The organism is Saccharopolyspora phatthalungensis, assembly GCF_014203395.1.
Lineage (GTDB): Bacteria > Actinomycetota > Actinomycetes > Mycobacteriales > Pseudonocardiaceae > Saccharopolyspora > Saccharopolyspora phatthalungensis.
This window is the reverse complement of record NZ_JACHIW010000001.1, coordinates 4,452,911-4,474,960: the sequence shown is the minus strand read 5'-3', so window position 1 is coordinate 4,474,960 and position 22,050 is coordinate 4,452,911. Positions and strand designations below refer to the sequence as shown.

Here is a 22,050-nt window from a genome sequence, read left to right as displayed (position 1 = left end):
GCCATTGCGCGACAGCGTCTTTCCTCGTCCGCAACTTCCGCCCGAGCTCGCCGACCAGTTCCGCGAGCAGCAAAACCACCAATGCGTCGACGCCGACGGAGTCCCGATGAGTGCGATCACCGATGTCCCCACCACCGTTGTGCCCGCCGCTTCGGGTCGCAGAGCGGCGTCGAACCAGGCGATCCTGTTCGTGTTGTGGGGCGCGTTCTTCGCCTGCTACACCTGGATCTCGGTGTCGCGTTACGCCGGGTACGCCTCGATGTCGTTCGATCTGGGCATTTTCGAACAGGTCGTGCGGTCCTACGCCGAGGGCCGGACTCCGGTCGCGGACCTGCTGGGACCGGGGTTCGTCATCTTCGGCGACCACTTCAGCCCGGTGTTAGCTCTCCTCGCGCCGCTCTACCTCTTGTTCCCCTCCGCGCAGACGCTGCTCGTCGCGCAGGCGGCGCTGTTCGCGCTTTCGGTCGTTCCGGTGACCAGGGCCGCTACGCGCTTGCTCGGCAACGTCCGGGGACTGGCCGTGGGGGTCGCCTACGGCTTGTCCTGGGGCGTGCAACGAGCCGTCGACTTCGACTTCCACGAGATCTGCTTCGCGGTCCCGCTCCTCGCCTTCGTGCTCGAAGCGATGCTGGCGCGGAGGTGGTGGCGAGCGCTCGCCTGGTGCGCGCCGCTCGTGCTGGTCAAAGACGATCTCACGCTCACCGCGGCGACTATCGCGGCCTTGCTCGCGTGGCAGGCCAGGCGGGACGACAAACGATTCGTCCGCGTCGCCGCCGTGAGCGCGGTGCTGTGCGTCATCGCGTGGTTCTGCATCACCCTGCTGATCATCCCCTCGTTCAACGCGTCCGGCACCTACCGGTACTGGGACAAGATCTCCGGCGATGCGGTTCTCTACGGCTGGTTGCTGGACGGCGTCGACGAGAAGTTCAGCACGCTGCTGTGGATCCTCATTCCGACGACCGGGTTGATCGCGCTCCGGTCACCGCTGCTGGTGGCCACCCTCCCGACGTTCGGTTGGCGGTTCCTGTCCCAGGAGGAGCACTACTGGAGCACCGACTGGCACTACAACGCGGTGCTGATGCCCATCGTCGCCCTGGCGATGGTCGACGCCATAGCCCGCGTGCGCGCGACGCACCCTGCCTGGTTGCGGGGCTACGCCTCGCATCTTCCGGGCCTCGTCTTGGCCGCGGCGATCGCATTGAGCGGCACGCTGCCCATTTCGAAGCTGACCCAGAGTCAGAGCGAGCGCTACGAGCAGAACGCCGCGGCGGCGACGAGCGCGCTGGCCCGGGTCCCAGACGGCGCAACGGTTGAAGGCGACAATGCCACGGTCGCGCACCTCACCGGACGGTGCCGGGTCTTCTTCGTCGGCAGCACCGACGGCTTCGTCCCGGACTACATTGCCGTCCACATGACGGACAAGACCGCCGCCGAGATGCGCGACTACGCCCACGAACTGCACCCCGGCACCACCTACCAGGTCCTGGCGGGGGAATCCGACTTCTGGGTCCTCCGCCGGGTCAACGGATTCGGCGGCGCCGCACCCCAGTAGCCGGGCTGAAGTCCAATAACTCCTTGTCCAGCGGGCGACGCCGACTCCCTTTCAGCTGATCAGGTGTACTGGACTTGGATTTCCTTGATGCCGTTGAGCCAGCCGGAGCGCAGCCGACGGGGTTCGCCGATCTGCTTGATGTCCGGCAGGTGCTCGGCGATCGCGTTGAAGATGAGGTCGATCTCCAGGCGGGCCAGGTTCGCGCCGAGGCAGTAATGCGCGCCGGTTCCGCCGAAGCCGACGTGCGGGTTCGGGTCGCGGGTGATGTCGAAGCGCCCCGGCTCGTCGAAGACCTCCGGATCGAAGTTCGCCGAACTGTAGAACATGCCGACCCGCTGGCCGCGCTTGATTTCCACCCCGCCGAGTTCGGTGTCCTCGGTCGCGGTGCGCTGGAAGGCCACCACCGGGGTCACCCACCGGACGATCTCATCGGCCGTCGTCGCCGGCCGGTGCTCCTTGTAGAGCTCCCACTGCTCCGGGTGGTCCAGGAACGCCAGCATGCCGTGGGTGATGGCGTTGCGGGTGGTTTCGTTGCCCGCCACCGCCAGCAGGATCACGAAGAAGCCGAACTCGTCCGACGTCAGCGCGTTTCCGTCGATGTCGGCCTGCACCAGCTTGGTCACGATGTCGTCCATCGGGCAGCCGCGGCGCTGTTCGGCCAGATTGGCGAAGTAACCGAGCATCTCGACGGAGGCGGCCTCCGGCTGGATGTCATATTCCGGGTCGTCGTAGCCGATCATCTGGTTCGACCAGCCGAAGAAGCACCACCGGCACCGCCGGCGGTTACCGGCTCGCCTCGGGCAAGAACCTGCCGCCACTGCTGCTCGACCCGCTCGATCGCTGGCAAGCCTGACCGCTACTCCGTGCGGGTCACGGTGCAGGCTCCCGCCGATGCCGTGCTCGCACACCTGCACCCGCTGCTGCCGGGCCGGGTCGCGCCCATCGACGACCACAGCTGCACCGTTCAGCTCGGCGGGGACACGTTGCCTGTGGTCACCCGACGCGTCCTCGAACTGGCCGTCCTGGACGCCGAGTTCACCATCGACGCCCTGGACGACCTGCGCGATCGCCTGCATTCGCGGATCCACCAGGTGCTCGACGTCCTGTCCTCGTAACCGCTCCGAGCTATCGAACAAGATCGCGACATGCCCACCGGTGGCAACTGCGCGTGCACGAATTTCCCCCAAGAGACCGACCGTTTGCACCTCTTCCTCGAAGCGATCTCGGCCGACGTGAACTCCGAGGGCACGAAGATCAGGAGCGAACGATGGGTGTCGGTGGCGAATTCAACCTCGCGCACTTGCGCAGCCGGATCGCAGCCCGCCACAGACCGCCGTGCGTCCCCAGAATGGACGAATGCCCGGCAGGCGGCAGGCACGCCCCGGTGCCGAAACAGGGCGGTGGCGGCCGGATTTGCGCCAAATGCGGCGCAAACTGCTGAGCACCACCACTTGACGGATGATGCCGGATAACGCTCACGGCGGCCGGTCTGACGAAAATGCCGTCGCCGATGCCGGACCATCCGATGTGGACGATCTGCGCCGGTTTGCCGTCGGGCCGGAGAGGTTCACGCGATTCGTCCTCGCCGCCGACCCCAGCAGCCGGCCTTCCCGCCCCGCGAATGACAACAGGTTCCACCGGAAGTGGCCAGTTCAACGGGTAGGATTCCGGCGGCAGCGGACCGGAACCAGCGGAGGACGCACGTGACGCAGGGATCGGCCACCGACCGAGAGCAGCGCCCCCCGATCCCGACGCAGCTGCGCGAGCTCGCCGAACGGGCCACCGGGTTCATGCCGCCCGACGAGGGGCGGGCGCTCTACGAGGCCGCGCTCGACCACCTCGGCACCGGCCTGGCGGTGGAGATCGGCACCTACTGCGGCAAGTCCGCCATCTACCTCGGTGCCGCGGCCCGGCGCACCGGCGGCCGGGTCGTCACCGTCGATCACCACCGGGGCTCCGAGGAGCACCAGCCGGGCTGGGAATACCACGACCCGATGCTGGTTGATCCGCTGGTCGGAAAGCTTGACACGCTGGGCGAATTCCGGCGAACGATCGCCGCGGCCGGGCTTGAGGAGGAGGTGACCGCGATCGTCGGCCGCTCGGGAGCCGTCGCGGAATTCTGGCGCAGCCCGCTGTCGCTGCTGTTCATCGACGGCGGGCACACCGACGCCGCCGCGAACGCCGACTACGAAGGCTGGGCGCGCTGGGTCGAACCGGGCGGCGCGCTGGTGATCCACGACGTCTTCCCGGATCCCTACGACGGCGGCCAAGCGCCCTACCGCATCTACTGCCGAGCCATCGAAACCGGTGCCTTCCGTGATACCCGGGTCGTCGGCTCCCTCCGAGTCCTCCAACGCACCACCGGCACCCCCGGCTTCCTGTCCTGATGCCTCAAAGCGGTGGTCAGGTGCCGGGGACGTTTTCGAGTTCGCAGCAGGGGACGTTCTCGACGGGCAGACCCATCGGGAGTTTTTCGCCGCGGAAGATGCCGCTGCCCGGCGTGGTGCGCGATAGGGCATCGGCGGCCAGCACCACAGCCGCCGCGGTCCAGGTAGAGCGTTCCTCCGGCCAGCGCTTGCCATCGGCGTAGACCAGGCCCGTCCAGTACGAGCCGTCCGGATCCCGCAGGTGCTGCATGGCCGCCAGTAACTCCCGCGCGAGATCGTGCTCCTCGACCGCATCGAGGCTCAGCACGAGTTCGCAGGTCTCCGCGCCGGTGACCCACGGGTGATCATCGACGCAGCGCACCCCGAGCCCGTCGACGACGAAATCCGACCAGCGGGCGAATAACCGCTGCCGCCCGGCCTCGCCGCGCAGCGCACCGCCAAGCACCGGGTAGTACCAGTCCATCGAGTACCGGTGCTTCGGCGCGAACGCCTCGGGATGCCGCCGCAGCGCGTGCCCGAGCCGACCCAGCGCCACCTCCCAGCCCGGCTGCGGCTGGTCCAGGTATTCGGCCAGGGCAAGGGCGCAGCGCAGGCTGTGGTGGATGCTGGAACACCCCGAAAGCAGCGCCTCACCGGTCGCAACGCCGGATTCGCCCACCGCCCAGTCGATTTCGCCCCGTTCGCGCTGCGCGCCGAGCACGAAGTCGATCGCGGCGCGCACCACCGGCCACATCCGCTCCGCGAAGCCATCATCGCCGCTGATCAGCAGGTAGTGCCACACGCCAACGGCCGGGTAGGCGCAGAAGTTGGTGTCCGCCCCCGCGTCCTCGATCCGCCCGTCGCGCACCTGCAACGGCCAGGACCCGTCGGTTCGCTGGGTAGCGCGCAGCCACGCGTAGGCGCTTTCGGCCTCGGCCAGCAGCCCGGTCGCGGCCATCGCCATCGCCGATTCGACGTGGTCCCACGGGTCCACGTGGCCGCCCGGGAACCACGGCACCGCACCGGATGCCAGCTGTGTCGCGGCGATGGCCTTGCCGGTCTGGATGACCGCCTCGGCGCACAGCACTCCCGGGACCTCAGGCCCCGGCACTGGCCGCTCCCGGTTTGCCGAGGTAGATCGCGATGCTCTTGCCCAGCACCGGGTCCAGAACCCGCTCGGCGGTGCGGGTCAGCCAGGGCCGCTTCATCAGGTCCCACACCAGGAACCGGTGGTAGAGCTTGGGCAGCGGATGGTCGTCGTTGTGGGTACCCACCGCGCACTTGAGCCACCAGTAGGGCGAGTGCAGCGCATGCGCGTAGTGATGGAAAGCCGGGCGTAACCCCGCGTCGCGGAGCTTGCCGATCAGCTCCCCGGCGGTGTAGATCCGCACGTGGCCGCCCTCGACCTGGTGGTATTCGTCCGACAGCGCCCAGCAGACCTGTTCCGGAAACCAGCGCGGCACCGTCACGACCACCCGGCCACCCGGCTTGACCACGCGCACCAGCTCGCGCATCGCCCGCTCGTCCTCGGGAATGTGCTCCATGATCTCCGCGGCGATCACGCAATCGAAGTGCTCGTCCGGGAAAGGCAGCGCGAGGGCGTCGCCGGTAACGGTCTGCGCGCTGGCACCGTCCGGAACCTGGTTCTCGGCGTGCATCGCGGCGAACATCGCCGCCACGTTCTCCAGCTCCGCGACGTCCTGGTCGAAGGCGACCACATCCGCCCCGCGGCGATAGAGTTCGAAGGCGTGCCGCCCCGCGCCGCAGCCCAGGTCCAGCGCCCGCTGGCCCGGTTGCACGCCGAGCTTGTCGAAGTCCACCGTCAGCAACGCGTTGCTCCCTTCCCGGCGCGCGGGCTGCGCGCGATCACTTCGGCGTAGCAGTCGGCCGTCGCCGCCGCCACCGATTTCCAGCTGTACTTCGCCAGCACCCGAGCCCGGCCCGCCGCGCCGAGCCGCTGCCGCCGATCGGCCGAGTCGAGCAGGCCGGCCAGCGCCTTCGCCAGCGCCTCGGCATCGCCCGGCGGGACCAGATCGGCGCATTCGCCGTCGCGCCCGGCGACCTCCGGGATCGCCCCGGCGCGGCTGGCCACCAGCGGTGTCGCGCAGGCCAGCGCTTCGACGGTCGGCAACGAAAAGCCCTCGTACAGCGACGGGACGCAGGCCACTTCAGCGGAGCCGAGCAGGTTCGCGAGCGCGGCGTCGCTGAGGCCGCTGACGGTGCGCACGACCTCGCCGATGGCCAGTTCATCGATGCGCCGCTCGGTGGGACCGCCGGGCGTCGGCCGGGCGACCAGCACCAGCTCCACGGTGCGTTCGGTGCGCAGCTTCGCGACGGCTTCCAGCAGGGTGCCGATACCCTTCATCGGGGTGTCCGCGCTGGCCATCGCCACGATTCGGCCAGGCACCCGGGGCACGGTCGGGGGCTTGAAAACCTCGGCGTCCACGCCCAGCGGCACCACCCGCAACTGCCGGGAGGCGACACCGAAATCGCGCCGGATGTCGAGGGCCGAGGACTCCGAGACGGTTAACAGCCGCGGGATCCGGCGGGCCACCCGGCCTTGCATGCGGGTGAAGCCGTACCAGCGGCGCAACCCGATCCGCCGCCAGCCGGTGGCGCCGGCCAGATCGACCCGGCGGTCGTGGGTGATGGGATGGTGGATCGTCGCGACCAGCGGAATCGCACGCTGCAGGGACAGCAGGCCGTAGCCGAGGCTCTGGTTGTCGTGCACCACGTCGAACTCGTGGGACCGGGCCCGCAGCAGCTTCGCCGCGCGCAGGCTGAAGGTCAGCGGCTCCGGGAACCCGGCGGTCCACATGGTGCCGACCTCCAGCAGGTCGACGGCATCACGCAGCTCCCGCCAGTTCGGCGTGCGGAAGGGATCCGCCTCGTCGTAGAGATCGAGGCTGTCCACTGCGGTCAGGTCCACGCCGGGATCCAGTTCCGGGTACGGCTTACCGGAGAACACCTCGACGTGGTGCCCCAGTTCGGCAAGCCCGCGGCTGAGGTGCCGGACGTAGACGCCTTGCCCGCCGCAGTGCGGCTTACTCCGGTAGGACAGCAACGCGATCCGCACTACTCACCTCACACGGCCCGCGGCCGGCGGGCTGGGTAGACTGGAACATGTTTCAATCGAGCCACGCCGATCACCTTAACCGGTCCGGGTGGTGCGGCGACGGGCCACGTGGCAACTGATCGCGGGTTCGACCAACGAGTCTTCGAGGGGACCGACGCGCATGGAAAGCACCTCGCGAAATGTGCTGCAGGCGCTCCGGGACGATGAGGCCGGCTCCACCGCCCAGCAGGAGCGCCGCAAGCGGATCATCGACGCGACCATCGCGCTGGCGACCAAGGGCGGCTACGACGCGGTCCAAATGCGCACCGTGGCGGAGCAGGCGGACGTGGCGCTGGGAACGCTGTATCGGTACTTCCCATCCAAGATCCACCTGTTGGTCACCGGCCTCGCCGGGGAGTTCGAGCGGGCTCAGGAGAAGCTGAACCGCACCAAGATCCCCGGCGAAACCCCTTACCAGCGCGTCATGTTCGTGCTCGACCGCGCCACCCGGGCGTTGCAGCGCAACCCGCAGCTGACCGAGGCGATGACGCGCGCGTTCATGTTCGCCGGCACCTCCGCGGCCGCCGAGGTCGACACGGTCACCGCGCTGGTCGAGCGGTTTTTCACCAACGCCATGACCGAGGACGAACCGACCGACGAGGAGAAGGCGATCGCCCGGGTGATCGGCGACGTGTGGCTGTCCAACATGGTCGCTTGGGTGACCCGCCGGGCATCGGCCGCCGACGTGTCCAACCGACTGGAGTTGGCCGTCCGGCTGCTACTGGCGTGAACACGGCGCCAAATCTAAAAGGAAATCACGTATTGCGCTACGGCGTCCACAGTGGATGAGCTCGGTCTCCCTGGATTTTGGCGATTTCAATGGAAATCGACGCGCTGCTCTCCAGTGAATCGCCTTGCTCCACAGTGAACAAACGGACAGTACCTCGATCGGTTGATGATCGACGCCGGGATGCAAGGGCAGACCCGCCGGTTGCTGCGGAAAGCCCGCGCGGGCCGCCTGAGTCGAATCGTTCGAGTACGCACAGTAATCGCGCGTGTGCGCTCCGCTGTGGTATACCTTTCCGCGCATGTGGAGACGACCGAGGGAGATCTGATGAACGGTCAGTTCGCTGCTTTCCCGTGCGGCGTAAAGGACGGTGACTTCAATGACCTCATCGGCTGAGACCCATCATGATTCGAGCAAGCGCCTGCGCCAACTCGTGGCGCGCGGATTCCGGCTGATGCCGCCGGTGCGCGACAAGGACGGCGAACTCATGGCCTTGATCTATGTGCGCCCGCACGGCGACATCATCGATATCGTCGAGCTCCGCGGCGAGGACGACGTGCGCGCGGCGCGGGTTCCGCGCGACGACCGCATCCGCGACGATCGGGCCTCGACGCACTGGCGAACGGCCGGTTCGGTATGCGAAGTCCTGGACCAGGTCCTCGCTCTCCCCGAACGCCTCATCCGGGCCTGGGCCTGATCCCCGGCCGCGACGCTCGTAGCCGCGGGAGTCACGAACCCAGCCGGGCCAGGAGCCGAGTCGCCTGGTGGGCGTAGGCCGGGTCCTCGGTGCGCGCCGCGCGGCCGAGGAGTTCGCGAGCCTGTTGCACCTCGCCGCGCCGGTAGTGGATTTCGCCCACCCGGTAGGCTGCTTCGGCGACGAGTTCCCGGTCTTCGGTGTTCGCCAGCGTGTACTCGTAGTGCCGGATCGCCTCGGCGTGTTCCTCGCGCCAGTAATGCATTTCGGCGAGGTGGGCGGCGGCCAGGGCGGCGGTGGAATGCCCGAGGTCGATCAGCGCCAGGAACCACGGCGTCGCGGTGTCGAAGTCGCGGCGGCGCTTGGCGATCACCCCGAGGTTCATCGCCGCCTTCGCGGACAGCTCCGGGTCGGCGGACTCCCACGCCCGCAGGCTCCACTCGCGGGCCTGCGTGTCGTCCTCGGCGTGGAAGGCCATCGACGCCAGTTCCAGCAGCGCTTCGCCCGCGTACCGGTCATCCGGCTCGGACTCGATCAACCGCAGGTAGGTCTGCCGGGCCTGGTCGAACTTGCCCTCCTGGCGCAGAGATTGCGCCAGCGCGTAGGTGGCCATCGGCGGGAACCGGTCGTCGGCGCTGTCCGCGGCTTCGCGGAATGCCTCGATCACCCCGGCGCGGTCACCCACGTCGTGGAGCTTCAGCCTGAGTGTCGCCGTCATCTCCGGACCCTGAACACTCTCCGGATCCTGAACACTCTCCGGGGCCTGGACGTTCTCCGGATCCTGAACACTCTCCGGGGCCTGGACGTTCTCTGGGCTCGGCAGGAATTCCTGGGCCTCGCCAGGACCGTCGTCGTTCGGCAGCTCGACTAACCGGTATTGCGCCACCTCGGCATGGCGTTCGTCGCCGGCGGCAAGCACTTGCTCGTAGGCTTGCCGCGCGCCGACGAGGTCGCCGCGCCGGTGCAACACCTCGCCCAGCGCGAGCACCGCTGCCGGAGCGGGTTCCGGGGCGCCGATCTGCACCGCACACCGCAGGTAGATCAGCGCGGCATCGCAGTCTCCGGCCTCGACGAGCTCGGCGCCGACTTCGTACGCCCACTCCGCGACGTGATGTTCGGGCACCACTTCGACCAGTCGGCGCAGGGTTTCCGCGGCACCGAGGTGATCGCCACCGGCGCGCTGCCCGTCGAGCACGACGCGGACGTTGTTGAGCGCGCTTTCGGCCAGTTCTCCGTCGGATACGTAAGACGTGGTCTTGACGAACGCCGCGACCGCGCCCGCGAAGTCGTTCTCTTCGTACCGAATCAGCCCCAGCCCGAACTCGCCGAGCGCCGCGATTTCCGGTGCGTCGCACCTGCTGACCCGCTCGAACTGGATCCGGGCAGCATCACGGTCGCCGTGTGCGAGCAACAGTTCGCCGAGCCGCCCCCGCACGGTGTCCCCCCGCGCGGTGTAGGAATGTCCGGGCACCCCGAGCTCGGCGGCCGTGCCGAACCAATGGAATGCCCCGGTCTGGTCGCCGGCGCGTTCGCCGAGCAACGCCATCCCGAGGACGGCCGTGATCGGATCGGGCGAAGTCGTCGCCCGACGCAGCAATTCCAAGGCCTCGTCGGTCATTTCGCCGAGCAGCGCGATCCTGTGATGCAGCGCGGCGCCGAATTGCGCCGGCGACTCGGCGGACTCCTCGGAGCGGTCCCAGATCTCCTTCGCTTCGGCGACGTCACCGGCGCCGTAATAGATATGCCCGAGCAGCAGGCCCGCGTCCACCGTCGCGGCCCCGGAACCCGCGGCGATGACGTGCCGGCAAGCGGATTTCGCGCCCTCCCGGTCATTCAGCCGGACCAACAGCTGGCCCAGCAGCACCCCGGCCCGCGCGACGGCCTCCGGCACCTCGGCGGCGCTGGCGCAGCGGTACCAGACCAGCGCCATCGCACGTTCCCCCCGCTGTTCGGCGAGTTCTCCCAGTGCGATCTGCGCCTTCGGGGCCAGCGAGGGATGCCCGTGGTCGGCGACCATGCGGAAGAACGCCCGCGCATTCGGATCGCTGCTCGCCAGCGCCCGACCGAATTCCAGGCCGAGCTCGGAGCACACCTGCAAGTCTTCCCCGGACGCACCGCCCAAGATCGGTGCCGCAGCAGCCGGGTCCGTGCACGCCGCGCACCAGAAGTCGGCGACCCGAGCCGAGCCGTAGTGCTCGCGGATCGCCGCGCGGGCACCCTCGACATCACCCTCTCGGATCAACCGGAATCCCCGCTGTTCGGCGGTTTCGGCGCCCATCTGCCGATACACGTACGGTGTGACATCCGGTTCGTCGAACTCAAGCGCCCGCTCGTAGGCCGCCTTCGCCCCCGCTTCATCCCCAGCGTCCCGGAGCATGTTGCCCAGTTCGAGCGCGGCGTAGGCGGCCACCCCCGGGACACCCGAGGAGATCACGCGCTCGAATGCCTGCCGCGCGGGCTCGGCTTTTCCTTGCCGGGCAAGCAGGATCGCGATGTTGGCGGTGGCATGGGCGGCCTCGCCCCGGGAACCCACCGACTCCGCACGGCGGAACGCCTCGATCGCGCCGTCGAGGTCGCCACGCTCCTCGCGGAAGACGCCCAGCTTGAGCGCGGCTTCGGCGGCGTTCCCCGCCTCTCCGCCAGCGACCTCGGCGAGCAGCGCATCGGCCCGGTCCGGCTCTCCCCTGCCTGACAGCAGGTTTGCGAGGCTGCACTTGGCCACCGCCGCTTCATCCGCATTGCCGCCACGGGCCGCTTGCTCCCACGCGGCTGCGGCACCATCGGCGTCGCCGAGCTCGTTGCGCAACGCGCCGAGCAGGAGCCAGCCCTGCTGAACCCCCGCCGCGTGACCTGCCTCGACGACCAGTCGCAGCGCCCACTCGGTGAACTCGACCGCGCCCCGGCTCTGGTACCGGTCAGCCAGGTTCAGGCAAAGTTGCGTGGCGACCTGATGCGGCTTGTCATCGTCGGTCAGCGCGCGGAAGCTGGCGCGCGCTGACTCGAATTCCTGCCGGATGGCGTGCATCCCGAACGCCGCGGCCGGCGCGGCGGTCGAGCTGGAGTCGGCGGCCTGGGCGAACAGGTCCAGCGCCGACTCCAGGTCGTCGGCCTGGACGAATTCCTCGCCGAGCAGAAACGCCGCCTGCGGCGCGAATTCGGGGTGGCTACCGGCCGCGGTCCGACGGTAGAGGTCCAGGAGATCGTCATGCCGATCCCAGGTCCGGTACATCAGCGCCAGCTTGCCGAACACCTCGCCGAGCACGGTGGGATGCCCGGTGCCCAGCGCGGTCTCGAAGGCCGCGATGGTGCCGTCGAAGTCTCCCCGGTCCAGCAGCACATCACCGAGAAAGGTCGCCGCCCACGGCCGCAGCGCCGGGTGTCCTTCGCCGACGACCCGGTTGAGCAGTGCCTGTGCTTCGTCGTGTCGCTGGTCCCGGACCAGCCAGTCGGCCAGCAGGTGGGCCGCCTTCGTCCGGGCCAGCAGGTTCGGCGATTCGACCAGCCCGGACAGCATTTCCACGGCACTCGATGCGTCGATGGTCATCAGGCGCTCGGCCTTGACGACCGATGCAAGGTCGCGGACCTCTGGCGCGGCACCGGCGACGAGCTGGTCCAGTAGGGTTTCGTCGTTGTTCTCCAGCTGAAGCAGCGCTGGCAGTAACCGGTGCGCGGGTTGTTCGCCGAGCAGCGCGTGGCGAAAAGCGCCGTCCTGCGCCAGCGATCCGTCGTCGGACATCGCGGCCCAGCGCAGCGCGCGCCGTGCCCGGTCCATGTCACCCGCGGCCGCCTCCACCAGGCCGAGCGAGTTGGCCGCCAGCACCGACCAGAAACCGAGCCCCAGATCGATGACCTGCTGGTAATCGGCTTGCGCGGTGGCGAAATCACCGGCCGCGGCCGCCTCTCGCGCGCGCCGCACCAGTTGTTCCGCGTCGTCGCCGACCGGGTCGTCCCGCCCGTCGAATTGGTCCATCGTGGACAGTGCCAGCGCGGCCTGGTGGGCCAAGTGCGGGTCTTCGGCCTCGGTGGCCCTTCGGAATGCCTCGGCGGCGGCGTCTCGGTCGCCGTGCTCGTAGAGCAGCACGCCCATGTTGTAGGCGGCCAGCGGCGCCTTCTCCGGGTGCCCGGAATCAGCGACACGGCCAAAGGTCCCGACCGCTCCGGCGATGTCGCCCTCGTCGCGCTGCAACTCGCCCAGCACGCCGAGCGCCTCGACGGAATAGCGCGGGTGGCGAGTGTTGATCACCTGTTGGTAGGTTTCGCGGGCCTCGTCCGACCGACCGAGGTCGCACAGTTGCATACCCAGCCGGATCAATGCGTGCAGCCGGACGTCGGGGTGGGGATCCTCGGCCGCGCGCTGGAACGCATCGGCGGCGGCCACCGCCTCGTCCAGGTCTGCCAGCACGCCGCCGAGCAGCAGGTAACCCCAGCCGAGGTGCTCGGGGTGGCGGTAGGCGATGATCCGCTCGGCCATCCGCCGCGCCGTCTCGGAATCCTCGACGTGCAGCGTGTACAGCTTCGCCGCGCCGAGCGATCCGTAGTTCGGGTGGCCGCTGTCGAGCAGCCGCCGCAGGATCGGCTCAGCCTCGTGGTCCCGCCCCTGGTCCAGCAGCCGCAAGGCGTGCTCGTGGGCGACCTGGAGGTCGGCTTCCGCGGACCTCTCGCCGAGGCCCGGCAGGTTCACCTCCCTCGCGAGCTCGATCACACCGGGATCGTTGCAGGTCAGGGCCCGGCCGTGGGCCTCGCGGGCGCCCGTGGTGTCGCCGAGAGTGTGCAGCACCTGCGCCAGCAGGGCGTTGGCGTGGCCGGCGGCGTCCGGGGCGGTGCCGTCGGCCGCGATCCGCAGCACTGCCTGGGCTGCGGTCAGATCGTCGGCGTTGAACAGCAGCCGGCCCAACGCGATCGCGGCCAGCTGGGCGTAGATCGGATGCCCGGAGTCAATCGCCCGCTGGTATATCGCGCGGGCCCCGCCGGCGTCGTCGTGCTCGTCCAGGAGCGCCCCGAGCAGCCATGCCGCGTGCGCAGCGGCGTCGAAGTCGCCGTCGGCCCACACGGCGCGCAACTCATGCTCCGCGGCGGCATGATCACCATTGGTCCACAGCTGCCGGGCCCGGGCGACCCGCTGTTCCCAGAGTGACATGCCGCGCCTCCGATCAGGTGATCATCGATCGCGGCGAGGATATCGGTCCGGCACGCGCGGTTCCGGCGAATCCCCGCCATCGGGTTCCACAAAAAGATCACTCGGACCAGCGGCAGGCCGGGTCGCATGTCCTTCCCACTCGGCCGCCCCCACCGCAGCGTCCTAAGAGGACGAAAAGGAGCGGGCCGCCCGCATTCCGCGGACGGCCCGCTCCCATCGAAATTCCGGTCCTAACGTAAGGGGTCAGCCAGCCAGTTGCTGGAGCCGCGCAAGACCCTCCTGGTACTGGTTGAGGTCGGCGCCGCCGCTGATACCGGAGACCTGGCCCTGGTCGGTGTACTGCCAGAAGTCCCAGTTGTCGAAGCCGGCCGGCACCGCCGGGCTGTCCACGCCATAGGAGGCCAGCCACAGCGAGTGGTGACCGAAGGTGTCGGTGCTGCCCATGCACTGCCGCCAGAACGACGGGTTGGCGTAAATGATCGGATCCTTGCCGGTGCGCTCCTTGACCTTGTCGTTGAAGGTCTTGGTCCACAGGTGCATCTGGTCGACGGACAAGCCGTAGCAGCCACCGCTGTTCGGATCGACTTCCAGGTCCAGCACCGGCGGCAGGGTCTTGCCGTCGGCCTGGTAGTCGGCCAGGTCCAGGAAGCGCTGGGCCTGCACTTCCGCCGAGGACGAGCCCGGTCGCGCGAAGTGGTAAGCACCCGCGATCAGTCCGGCGTTCTTGGCCCCGTGGTACTGCTCGCTGTAGCGGGGGTTGCTGAAGCTAGTGCCGTCGGTGGCCAGCACGAAGGTGAACTTCTTGCCGGCGGCCGCGACCCGGGACCAGTCGATGGCGCCGTTGTGGTTCGACACGTCGATGCCCTCGACCGGCGGGCCCAGCGGGGCTTGCGGGGCGGGCGCCGGTGCGGCCGGCATCTCGGGAGCCGGCGCGACCTCGGGACTCGGGGCGCCTTCGGGCACTGGCTGTTCGGCCTGGGGAGCAACCGGAGCCGGGGCCGGCATCGGGGCTGCCTCCGCGGCCGCTTCGACCTCGGACTTGTCCGGGCCGGACACGACGGTGCCGATCAGCAGACCCACCACGCCGATGGCGACGATGGCGGCGCCCGCCTGCATCGACCGCATCCGCGGTGCCTCCCGCACGGGCTTGGGGAGCTTGTTCACGTGCGGCGCAACCCTCTCCCGGAGACGCCGCACCACGGGTGCTTCCTGAACTCGCTGCAGCAGCGGCGCGAGCCACTGCAGAACGCGTTGGATGAGCGGGGCGAGCCACTCGCCGACGCGATGCGCCGCCGGCCGCACGCGATCCACTGCCGTGCGCAGGGCCTGGTCGGCACGCAGCGCAGCGGAACGCCACCCGCGGTCAGTCGCCTCGTTCGGGGTCGACGGCTGATCGTTGTTTTCGGGGGATCTTGTTTGGTCGGAGGATTCGGGGTTCACGAGCGCCCACACTCCAGCACGGAGCGTGTACGTGCATCGCGGTTTGTACGTAGGAAAGTACCTAGTTTACTACTATCGGACTACGATCCCCACTTGATCCGTCACGATCCGTCACAATTTAGTGACACCGACGCTGCTAGCGACAGGATGTTAGCGGCCCACGTCACAAGTCACACCAGGGGGGTGGATGGGCCATTGCCGCGTGGGGGCGGTGAGCCGTGCCGAGGCCACAAGGGAAAGCACACGTTTTCCGGAACTCGGGAACCCCCCTTCGACATGACCCCGAAGTCGGCGCTGAACAGCAGCTATCACCGCCACTCGAAACGCCGGATGAAAAGCGTCCGACAGCAATGGACACCACCCGCGACCGCACCGAACACACCGCGCCGAACGCGCGCTCGAATTCGATCGGAAAATAGTTTCGATAACCTGCCGTTCCGTAATTTTCGCAAGGAAGCGCCTCGGCCGCCAAGCGTTTCGCCAACCCGATCGCGCGGCGCCGTTCGCGACCGTGAACCGACCATCGAGCACGCCCGTGCCCGGTCCGAGATCCCGATTACCACTCAGACTCGCCGTCACCCGAACAAACCGAGTGCACACGCAACTTTCCGACACCCCCATCGAATCCCATTGCTTCTAGGCCGTTTGGCCTAAACTCTGCGGCTGTTTGGCCTAGTCATGATCACAGTGGATAAGGAGTTGCGTCGATGAGTAACCGTCCACGTCGGGCCGTGCCCGCCGAGACGCCGAGCACGACCGCCTCCGGCGGCCAGATCTCGGGAGCCTGCCGGGCGAACCAGCACAGGTGGCCGCTGCCCGGTGCCGCCATGCTCGCCGTCACGTTCAGCCTCATCGGGGTCCAGCCCGCCGACGCCGCGCCGCCCAGCTGCACCCGGACCTTCAACGGTTCCGGAGACAACATCACTTGCAGCCGAGGTGTCCCAGCCGGGATGACGCTCGAAGGAACCGAAGGCAACGACCGGATCGTCCTGAACGGAGCTTTGTCCGGCACCATCAACGCTGGCGGTGGCGACGACACGATCATCATCACCGGCCGCAACGGCGGGCACGGCGGCAAGGGCGGCAACGGCTATCTCGTCGGCGCCAGGAGCGGTGACCGGGGCCTCAGGGGCGCCAACGGCGGCGCCCACGGCGGCAGCACCGGAGGTCACGCCGGCCAGGACGGCACCGATGCCAGGAGCAGCGCAAGGGCCGGAGGCAGGGCAGGCACCGGTGGCAGCGGCGGCGTCGGCGCCGCCGCCGTTGCTCGCACCGGCGTCCTCAACGCAGGCGCCGGAAACGACAAGATCATCATCACCGGCGGTGCCGGCGGCACCGGAGGCGAAGGCGGCGACGGCGGTCCCGGCAGCGCCAACCCCATCGATGCCCGCGGCGGCAACGGCGGTAATGGGGGCGAGGGCGGCGCCGGCAACCTTGGCCGCATCTACCCCGGTGAAGGCAGCAACACCATCACCATCACCGGCGGCGACAACGGTGATGGCGGCATCGGCGGACGCGGCGGTCCCGGCACTGCGACAACGCGAAGCGGCGACGGCGGTGTTGGCGGCAACGGCGGCGGCGGCAAACTGCATCCCAACGGACGCGGCGGTGTCGGCAACGGGGCGACCGGCACGATCATGAGCATTGGCGACGACGACATCACGGTGCGAGGCGGCAAGGGCGGAAAGGGCGGCCGAGGCGGAAAGGGCGGCGACGGCAGTCCGAGCGCCACCACCTCCCGCATGGGCATCAACGTGGAAGGCGACGGCGGTGCCGGCGGCACCGGCGGCAGTGGCGGACTCGCCAACACCGGCAACGTCATGTCGCAGAACGGCGGTAGGTCCGCGGTCCACGTCTTCAACGGCGACGGCGGCGACGGCGGCAACGGAGGCGACGGCGGCGACGGCAGCGGCATCGGGAGCACTGCCGGCCTCCAAGGCCACGGCGGTCTCAACGGCATCGCCGACAAGGGCGGCGTCGGCGGCGTCGGCGGCGTCGGCGGCCACATCGGCACTAGCGAGGACGTCCGACGGAACTCTTGATGCGCGCCGCAGGACTACGTGCCGTCCCCAACCGAAGCCGGCGGCCCCGGGCACCGCCCGATCCGCCCGGCAACACGCTCTGTCGATGGTCGAACCCCGACACGATGCACGCACCCCAATGGCGGCGAAAAACCGCGCACGCCCGTGGGAGTGATTCGAAATGCATCGGGCGCACGGTGCTTCTACGTTCTGCCCCGTGCGCCAGGAACGTGCCGCTGCGGCGCGCTCCAGGGGGTGGCCTAGTTCCGCGTTTTCCCCGTGAATCCCGTTGAATTGTTAAGGAGCACCAGATGCCACAAACCTCTCGGTCGCTGAGCGTTGCCGAACTGGAAAACCAGCGCGTCGAATTCCTTCCGGCTCGCACGGTCATGTCGACCTTCTGGCTCCCCTGGAATGGCGAGGACGTCCTGTCCGCGTACCACCAGCCGACGCACACCCATGTGAACGGACCTGCTGACATCACCACCACCGGCGACATCAATGGCGGCTCGGGCGGCACTGGCGGCGGCAACGGCGGCGGCCAGGGCGGCGGCAACGGCGGCAACGGCGGTGACGGCGGCATGGGAGGCGATGGCGGCAACGGCGGCAACGGCGGCAACGGCATCGGCGGCAACGGCTACGGCGGTGCCGGCATCGGCGGCATGGGCGGCGGCAACCCGAGCTGACGCCGAGCAAGCCGAGCAAACTGGTAGTGCGGCCTTCGTGGCACTACCGGTCGGCGGGCGCGGTCTCCCCCACCCGGGGCGAAGCCGCGCCCTTCGACCACGTTCACATCGGACCACCACTCCAGGAGTCGCAATGGCCGCCGCCCCTGACCAGGCCGAGCTGCCGCCGGCAGACGAGGACGTCGCGCACCGCACGGTGCCCGCGCTTGTGGCGGACACCGAGCTGATCGGCGAATACCAGGGATCTGGTCACCGCGAACCGCCGTACCTGATCCGCCGCGCCGACGGTCAGGTCGTGCAACTGTCGCGGCTGCTCTACCTGGTCGCGGCGGGGCTTGACGGACGCCGCAGCTACGAACAACTCGCGGTGTGCCTCAGCGACGAGTCGCGCCGCGGCATCACCGCCGGGCAGGTGTTCTACCTCGTCGAGAAAAGGTTGCGTCCGGCGGGAATCCTGATCCCCGATCCCGCGTCCGGCCGACCGGCGGAAGTGCCGCCGCAGCGGGATCGGTTGCTGGCGCTGAAGTTCCGCATCGCGCTGGTGCCGGAACGCGCCGTCGCCGTGATCGCCCGCGTGTTCCAGCCCTTGTTCTGGCCACCCGTGGTGATCGTCGCCTTGGCGGCCTTCGTCTTCGCCGACGTCTGGCTGGCCGTGCATGGCGGTGCCGAGCAAGTCATCGCGGGCGCGAAGGAACTGCTCAACCAGCCGGAGCAAATCCTGCTGGTGATGGGCGTGCTGTTCGGCGCCGGGATCTTCCACGAGTGTGGCCACGTCGCCGCCTGCCGCTACGGCGGCGCGCGGCCGGGAAAGATGGGTGTGGGCATCTATCTGGTGTGGCCCGCGATGTACAGCACGGTCACCGATTCCTACCGGCTCAGCCGGGGCGGTCGACTGCGCACGGATCTCGGCGGCATCTACTTCAACGTGCTGGCCATGCTCGTCATGATCGCCGCCTACGCGCCGACCGGTCTTCCGTGGCTGCTGGCCGCGCTCCTGGCGTGGCAGGCGACGACGTTCTGGCAGTTCGTGCCGTCGATCCGCCTCGACGGCTACTACGTCCTGAGCGATCTGGTGGGGGTTCCCGACCTGTTCGACCGGATGGGGCCCGTCTTGCGCAGTCTGGTCCCGGGCCGCCGCCCGCACCCCCGCGTGCTGGAACTCAAGCCCTGGGTCCGCCGGGTGATCATGGCCTGGGTCGTGCTGGTGATCCCCTTCATGGCTTACTGGATCATCGCTTTCCTGGTCCTCGCGCCCTACGTGCTGCCCACCGTGGCAGAGGCGCTGGTCGTGCAGTACAACGGCGTGGGCAGCTCGATCCGGGCCGGCGATGCGGCCGGAACCGCGGTGGGCGTACTCCGGCTCATCCTGCTGGTGCTGCCGTGGGCGGGCATGACATTGATCCTTACGAACCTGATTCGCGGGCGCGTCCGCGCTTTCCGAAGGTGGCGGGCCCGACGCGCGACCGCCGAACCGGCCGCCGGTCAGTCGACCCCCTAGACCGGCTCCGCCGACCGAGCGCGCCGCAGCAGCGGCATCACCACGGAACACCCGAACATCAAGGCACGGGCTCAGATCACCGCGGTTGGTCCACTCCGTGGATGATGGTCGGCTCGTCCTTGCCTGGCTCCCACACACGCAGCGTGTCGCCTCGACGTAGGATCACACGAACCGCTCGTCGGCAACTCACCCTGCCGGGCAGCGAGGACAAGATTTGATTGTTCAGCACGAGGTCGGCGAAGCGTTGCTGGCCGATGTTGCCGCCCTCTCGGTGGCAAGGAGGCTTCTCGGGCAGTGGGGATCGACGTCGGGTGATCACGCGAACCCGATACGCGACGTTCCGACACGCCGACATGAGTGCCGATGTCGCGCGCAGCGGCCGTCCGGCAGAATGTCCGGTCGGATCTGGCAAAGACCGCAGAGAAGGCGGAACTAGCATCGTGACGACTGTTCATCAGAAGATCGCCGAGGAGCTCGGCGTTCGCGAGCGCCAGGTGCAGTCCGCCGTCGACTTGCTCGACGGCGGGGCCACCGTGCCGTTCATCGCGCGCTACCGAAAGGAAGCGACCGGCGCCCTCGACGACGCCCAGCTGCGCACGCTCGAAGAGCGACTGCGCTACCTGCGCGAGCTCGAAGAGCGGCGCACGACAGTGCTGGATTCCATCCGCTCCCAGGGCAAGCTGACCGACGAGCTGGAAGCGCAGATCAACGCGGCCGAGTCGAAGGCCCGGCTGGAAGACATCTACCTGCCGTACAAGCCCAAGCGCCGCACCAAGGCCCAGATCGCCATCGAGGCGGGCCTGGAACCGCTGGCCGACCAGCTGCTGTCCGACCCGAGCAACGACCCGCAGCAGACCGCGGCCGGTTTCGTCGATGCGGACAAGGGCGTCGCCGACGCGACGGCCGCGCTGGAGGGTGCGCGGTCGATCCTGGTCGAGCGGTTCTCCGAGGACGCCGACCTGATCGGCGAGTTGCGCGAGCGGGTGTGGACGCGGGGCCGCGTGGTCTCCCGCATGCGCGACGGCAAGCAGGAGGAGGGCGCGAAGTTCGCGGACTACTTCGAGTTCTCCGAAGCGTTCACGGACCTGCCTTCGCACCGCATCCTGGCGCTGTTCCGCGGCGAGAACGAAGAGGCCCTGGAACTGTCGCTGGAGCCCGACGACGGCACCCCGCACGAGGGGCCGACGGACTACGAGCTGCGCATCGCGCAGCAGTTCGGGATCGCCGACCAGGGCCGCCCGGCCGACCGCTGGTTGTCGGATGTGGTCCGCTGGGCTTGGCGGACCCGGATCCTGACGCGGCTGAGCGTCGACCTGCGGCTGCGGCTGCGGCAGAGCGCCGAGGACGAGGCGGTCCGGGTGTTCGCGGCGAACCTGCGCGACCTGCTGCTGGCCGCGCCGGCCGGATCCCGCGCCACGATGGGCCTGGACCCGGGCTACCGGACCGGCGTGAAGGTCGCGGTGATCGACGGCACGGGCAAGGTCGTCGCGACCGACACGATCTACCCGCACCAGCCGCAGCGCCAGTGGGATCAGTCCCTGGCCAAGCTCGCGACGCTGGCCAAGACGCACCGGGTCGACCTGATCGCGATCGGCAACGGCACGGCCTCCCGGGAGACCGACAAGCTGGCCGCTGACCTGATCAGCCAGAATCCGGAGCTCAAGCTCACCAAGATCTCGGTGTCCGAGGCCGGCGCGTCGGTGTATTCGGCCTCGCCTTACGCGTCGCGGGAACTGCCGGACCTGGACGTGTCGCTGCGCGGCGCGGTCTCGATCGCCCGCCGCCTGCAGGACCCGTTGGCGGAGCTGGTGAAGATCGACCCGAAGTCGATCGGCGTCGGCCAGTACCAGCACGACATCTCGGAGACGAAGCTGTCGCGCTCGCTGGACGCGGTGGTGGAGGACTGCGTGAACGCGGTCGGCGTGGACGTCAACACGGCCTCGTCGCCGCTGCTGACCCGCGTGTCGGGCATCAGCGAGGGCTTGGCGGACAACATCGTCCACCACCGCGACACGAACGGACCGTTCCGTACCCGCAAGGCGCTCAAGGATGTCACGCGGCTCGGGCCGAAGGCGTTCGAGCAGTGCGCGGGCTTCCTGCGGATCCCGGATGGCGATGACCCGCTGGACTCCTCGGCGGTGCACCCGGAGGCATACCCGGTGGTGCACCGGATCCTGAGCAGCACTGGCGGTGAGATCACCGGCCTGATCGGCAACGCCAAGGTGCTGAAGTCGTTGCGGCCGCAGGACTTCGTCGACGAAAGCTTCGGTCTGCCGACGGTCACGGATATCCTCGCGGAGCTGGACAAGCCGGGTCGCGACCCGCGCCCGGAGTTCAAGACGGCGACGTTCGCCGACGGTGTGGAGAAGATCGCCGACCTCAAGCCGGGCATGACGCTGGAGGGCGTGGTCACCAACGTCGCGGCCTTCGGGGCGTTCGTGGATGTGGGCGTGCACCAGGACGGCTTGGTGCACGTGTCGGCGATGTCGAAGAACTTCGTCAATGACCCGCGCGACGTGGTGAAGTCCGGCGACATCGTCCGCGTCAAGGTCCTCGACGTCGACATCCCCCGCAAGCGGATCTCGCTGACCCTCCGCCTGGACGACGAACCGACCGGCGGAGCCCGCCAGGACCGCGGCGAATCCGACCGAGGCCAGGGCGGCGGACGCGGCAACGGCGGTGGTCGAGGTCAGGGCGGCGGCAAGGGCCGAGGCGGTCAAGGGCGCGGCGGCCAGGGCCGCGGCGGTCAGCGCAGCGACGCGCCTTCCGGATCGATGGCCGACGCGCTGCGCAAGGCAGGCTTCGGCAAGTAGC

15 protein-coding genes and 1 pseudogene are annotated in these 22,050 nt (G+C 69.0%); 9 read left to right on the top strand and 7 right to left on the bottom strand.

Translation table 11 applies throughout. From position 1 onward, the window contains the following. Nucleotides 1-106 precede the first annotated feature (106 nt). Nucleotides 107-1,552 carry a DUF2079 domain-containing protein gene (locus BJ970_RS20530; RefSeq protein WP_184729248.1) on the top strand — a complete coding sequence of 482 codons (1,446 nt, stop codon included), beginning with the start codon at nt 107-109 and terminating at the stop codon, nt 1,550-1,552. A gap of 59 nt (nt 1,553-1,611) precedes the next feature. Here the strand turns inward: BJ970_RS20530 and BJ970_RS20525 are convergent. Beyond that, nucleotides 1,612-2,310 (bottom strand): annotated as a pseudogene (locus tag BJ970_RS20525) (cytochrome P450); the annotation flags it as partial. A gap of 105 nt (nt 2,311-2,415) precedes the next feature. Between BJ970_RS20525 and BJ970_RS20520 the strand changes: the two are divergent. Next, entirely contained in the window at nt 2,416-2,667 is a 252-nt protein-coding gene (locus tag BJ970_RS20520) for a hypothetical protein (protein WP_184727739.1), read from the top strand. 588 nt (nt 2,668-3,255) lie between these two features. Continuing rightward, nucleotides 3,256-3,939: a class I SAM-dependent methyltransferase gene (locus BJ970_RS20515; protein ID WP_312864334.1), complete on the top strand. Its 684-nt coding sequence runs from the start codon at nt 3,256-3,258 to the stop codon at nt 3,937-3,939. 16 nt (nt 3,940-3,955) lie between these two features. Here BJ970_RS20515 and BJ970_RS20510 read toward each other — a convergent pair whose 3' ends face one another. Genes BJ970_RS20510 through BJ970_RS20500 form a run of 3 tightly spaced genes read right to left on the bottom strand, consistent with a single transcriptional unit; the run spans nt 3,956 to nt 6,994 of the window. Next, complete coding sequence (locus tag BJ970_RS20510; protein ID WP_184727738.1) at nt 3,956-5,029, bottom strand: prenyltransferase; 1,074 nt, start codon at nt 5,027-5,029, stop codon at nt 3,956-3,958. Further along, complete coding sequence (locus tag BJ970_RS20505; RefSeq protein WP_312864458.1) at nt 5,016-5,738, bottom strand: methyltransferase domain-containing protein; 723 nt, start codon at nt 5,736-5,738, stop codon at nt 5,016-5,018. The genes BJ970_RS20510 and BJ970_RS20505 overlap by 14 nt, the downstream gene beginning before the upstream one ends. Nucleotides 5,739-5,740: 2 nt before the next feature. Further along, nucleotides 5,741-6,994 carry a glycosyltransferase family 4 protein gene (locus BJ970_RS20500; protein WP_184727736.1) on the bottom strand — a complete coding sequence of 418 codons (1,254 nt, stop codon included), beginning with the start codon at nt 6,992-6,994 and terminating at the stop codon, nt 5,741-5,743. A gap of 160 nt (nt 6,995-7,154) precedes the next feature. Between BJ970_RS20500 and kstR the strand changes: the two genes are divergently transcribed. Both kstR and BJ970_RS20490 read left to right on the top strand, forming a co-directional pair. Further along, nucleotides 7,155-7,763 (top strand): cholesterol catabolism transcriptional regulator KstR, encoded by a 609-nt coding sequence (gene kstR, locus BJ970_RS20495; RefSeq protein ID WP_184727735.1) that lies wholly within the window; start codon nt 7,155-7,157, stop codon nt 7,761-7,763. 376 nt (nt 7,764-8,139) lie between these two features. After that, the gene (locus BJ970_RS20490; protein WP_184727734.1) at nt 8,140-8,457 is read left to right on the top strand and encodes a hypothetical protein; all 318 of its coding nucleotides are present in this window, start codon (nt 8,140-8,142) and stop codon (nt 8,455-8,457) included. A gap of 31 nt (nt 8,458-8,488) precedes the next feature. On the opposite strand, the gene BJ970_RS20485 is transcribed toward BJ970_RS20490, so the two are convergent. Both BJ970_RS20485 and BJ970_RS20480 read right to left on the bottom strand, forming a co-directional pair. Next, the gene (locus BJ970_RS20485) at nt 8,489-13,591 is read right to left on the bottom strand and encodes a tetratricopeptide repeat protein (protein WP_184727733.1); all 5,103 of its coding nucleotides are present in this window, start codon (nt 13,589-13,591) and stop codon (nt 8,489-8,491) included. A 243-nt stretch (nt 13,592-13,834) separates the two neighbouring features. Then, nucleotides 13,835-15,031, bottom strand: coding sequence for a lysozyme (locus tag BJ970_RS20480; protein ID WP_184727732.1), 1,197 nt, complete (start codon nt 15,029-15,031; stop codon nt 13,835-13,837). Nucleotides 15,032-15,738: 707 nt separating this feature from the next. Here BJ970_RS20480 and BJ970_RS20475 point away from each other — a divergent pair. From BJ970_RS20475 to BJ970_RS20465, 3 genes are all read left to right on the top strand, one after another. Then, the gene (locus BJ970_RS20475; protein WP_184727731.1) at nt 15,739-17,073 is read left to right on the top strand and encodes a hypothetical protein; all 1,335 of its coding nucleotides are present in this window, start codon (nt 15,739-15,741) and stop codon (nt 17,071-17,073) included. A 290-nt stretch (nt 17,074-17,363) separates the two neighbouring features. Next, nucleotides 17,364-17,738 (top strand): hypothetical protein, encoded by a 375-nt coding sequence (locus BJ970_RS20470; protein WP_184727730.1) that lies wholly within the window; start codon nt 17,364-17,366, stop codon nt 17,736-17,738. 133 nt (nt 17,739-17,871) lie between these two features. Continuing rightward, a complete protein-coding gene (locus BJ970_RS20465) occupies nt 17,872-19,236 on the top strand; it encodes a hypothetical protein (RefSeq protein WP_184727729.1) in 1,365 nt (454 codons plus the stop codon). Nucleotides 19,237-19,312: 76 nt separating this feature from the next. Here the strand turns inward: BJ970_RS20465 and BJ970_RS40050 are convergent, their stop codons facing one another. Next, nucleotides 19,313-19,591, bottom strand: coding sequence for a DddA-like double-stranded DNA deaminase toxin (locus tag BJ970_RS40050; RefSeq protein WP_376775061.1), 279 nt, complete (start codon nt 19,589-19,591; stop codon nt 19,313-19,315). A gap of 82 nt (nt 19,592-19,673) precedes the next feature. Between BJ970_RS40050 and BJ970_RS20455 the strand changes: the two genes are divergently transcribed. Further along, the gene (locus tag BJ970_RS20455) at nt 19,674-22,049 is read left to right on the top strand and encodes a Tex family protein (RefSeq protein WP_312864457.1); all 2,376 of its coding nucleotides are present in this window, start codon (nt 19,674-19,676) and stop codon (nt 22,047-22,049) included. The last annotated feature ends 1 nt before the right edge of the window (nt 22,050 follow it).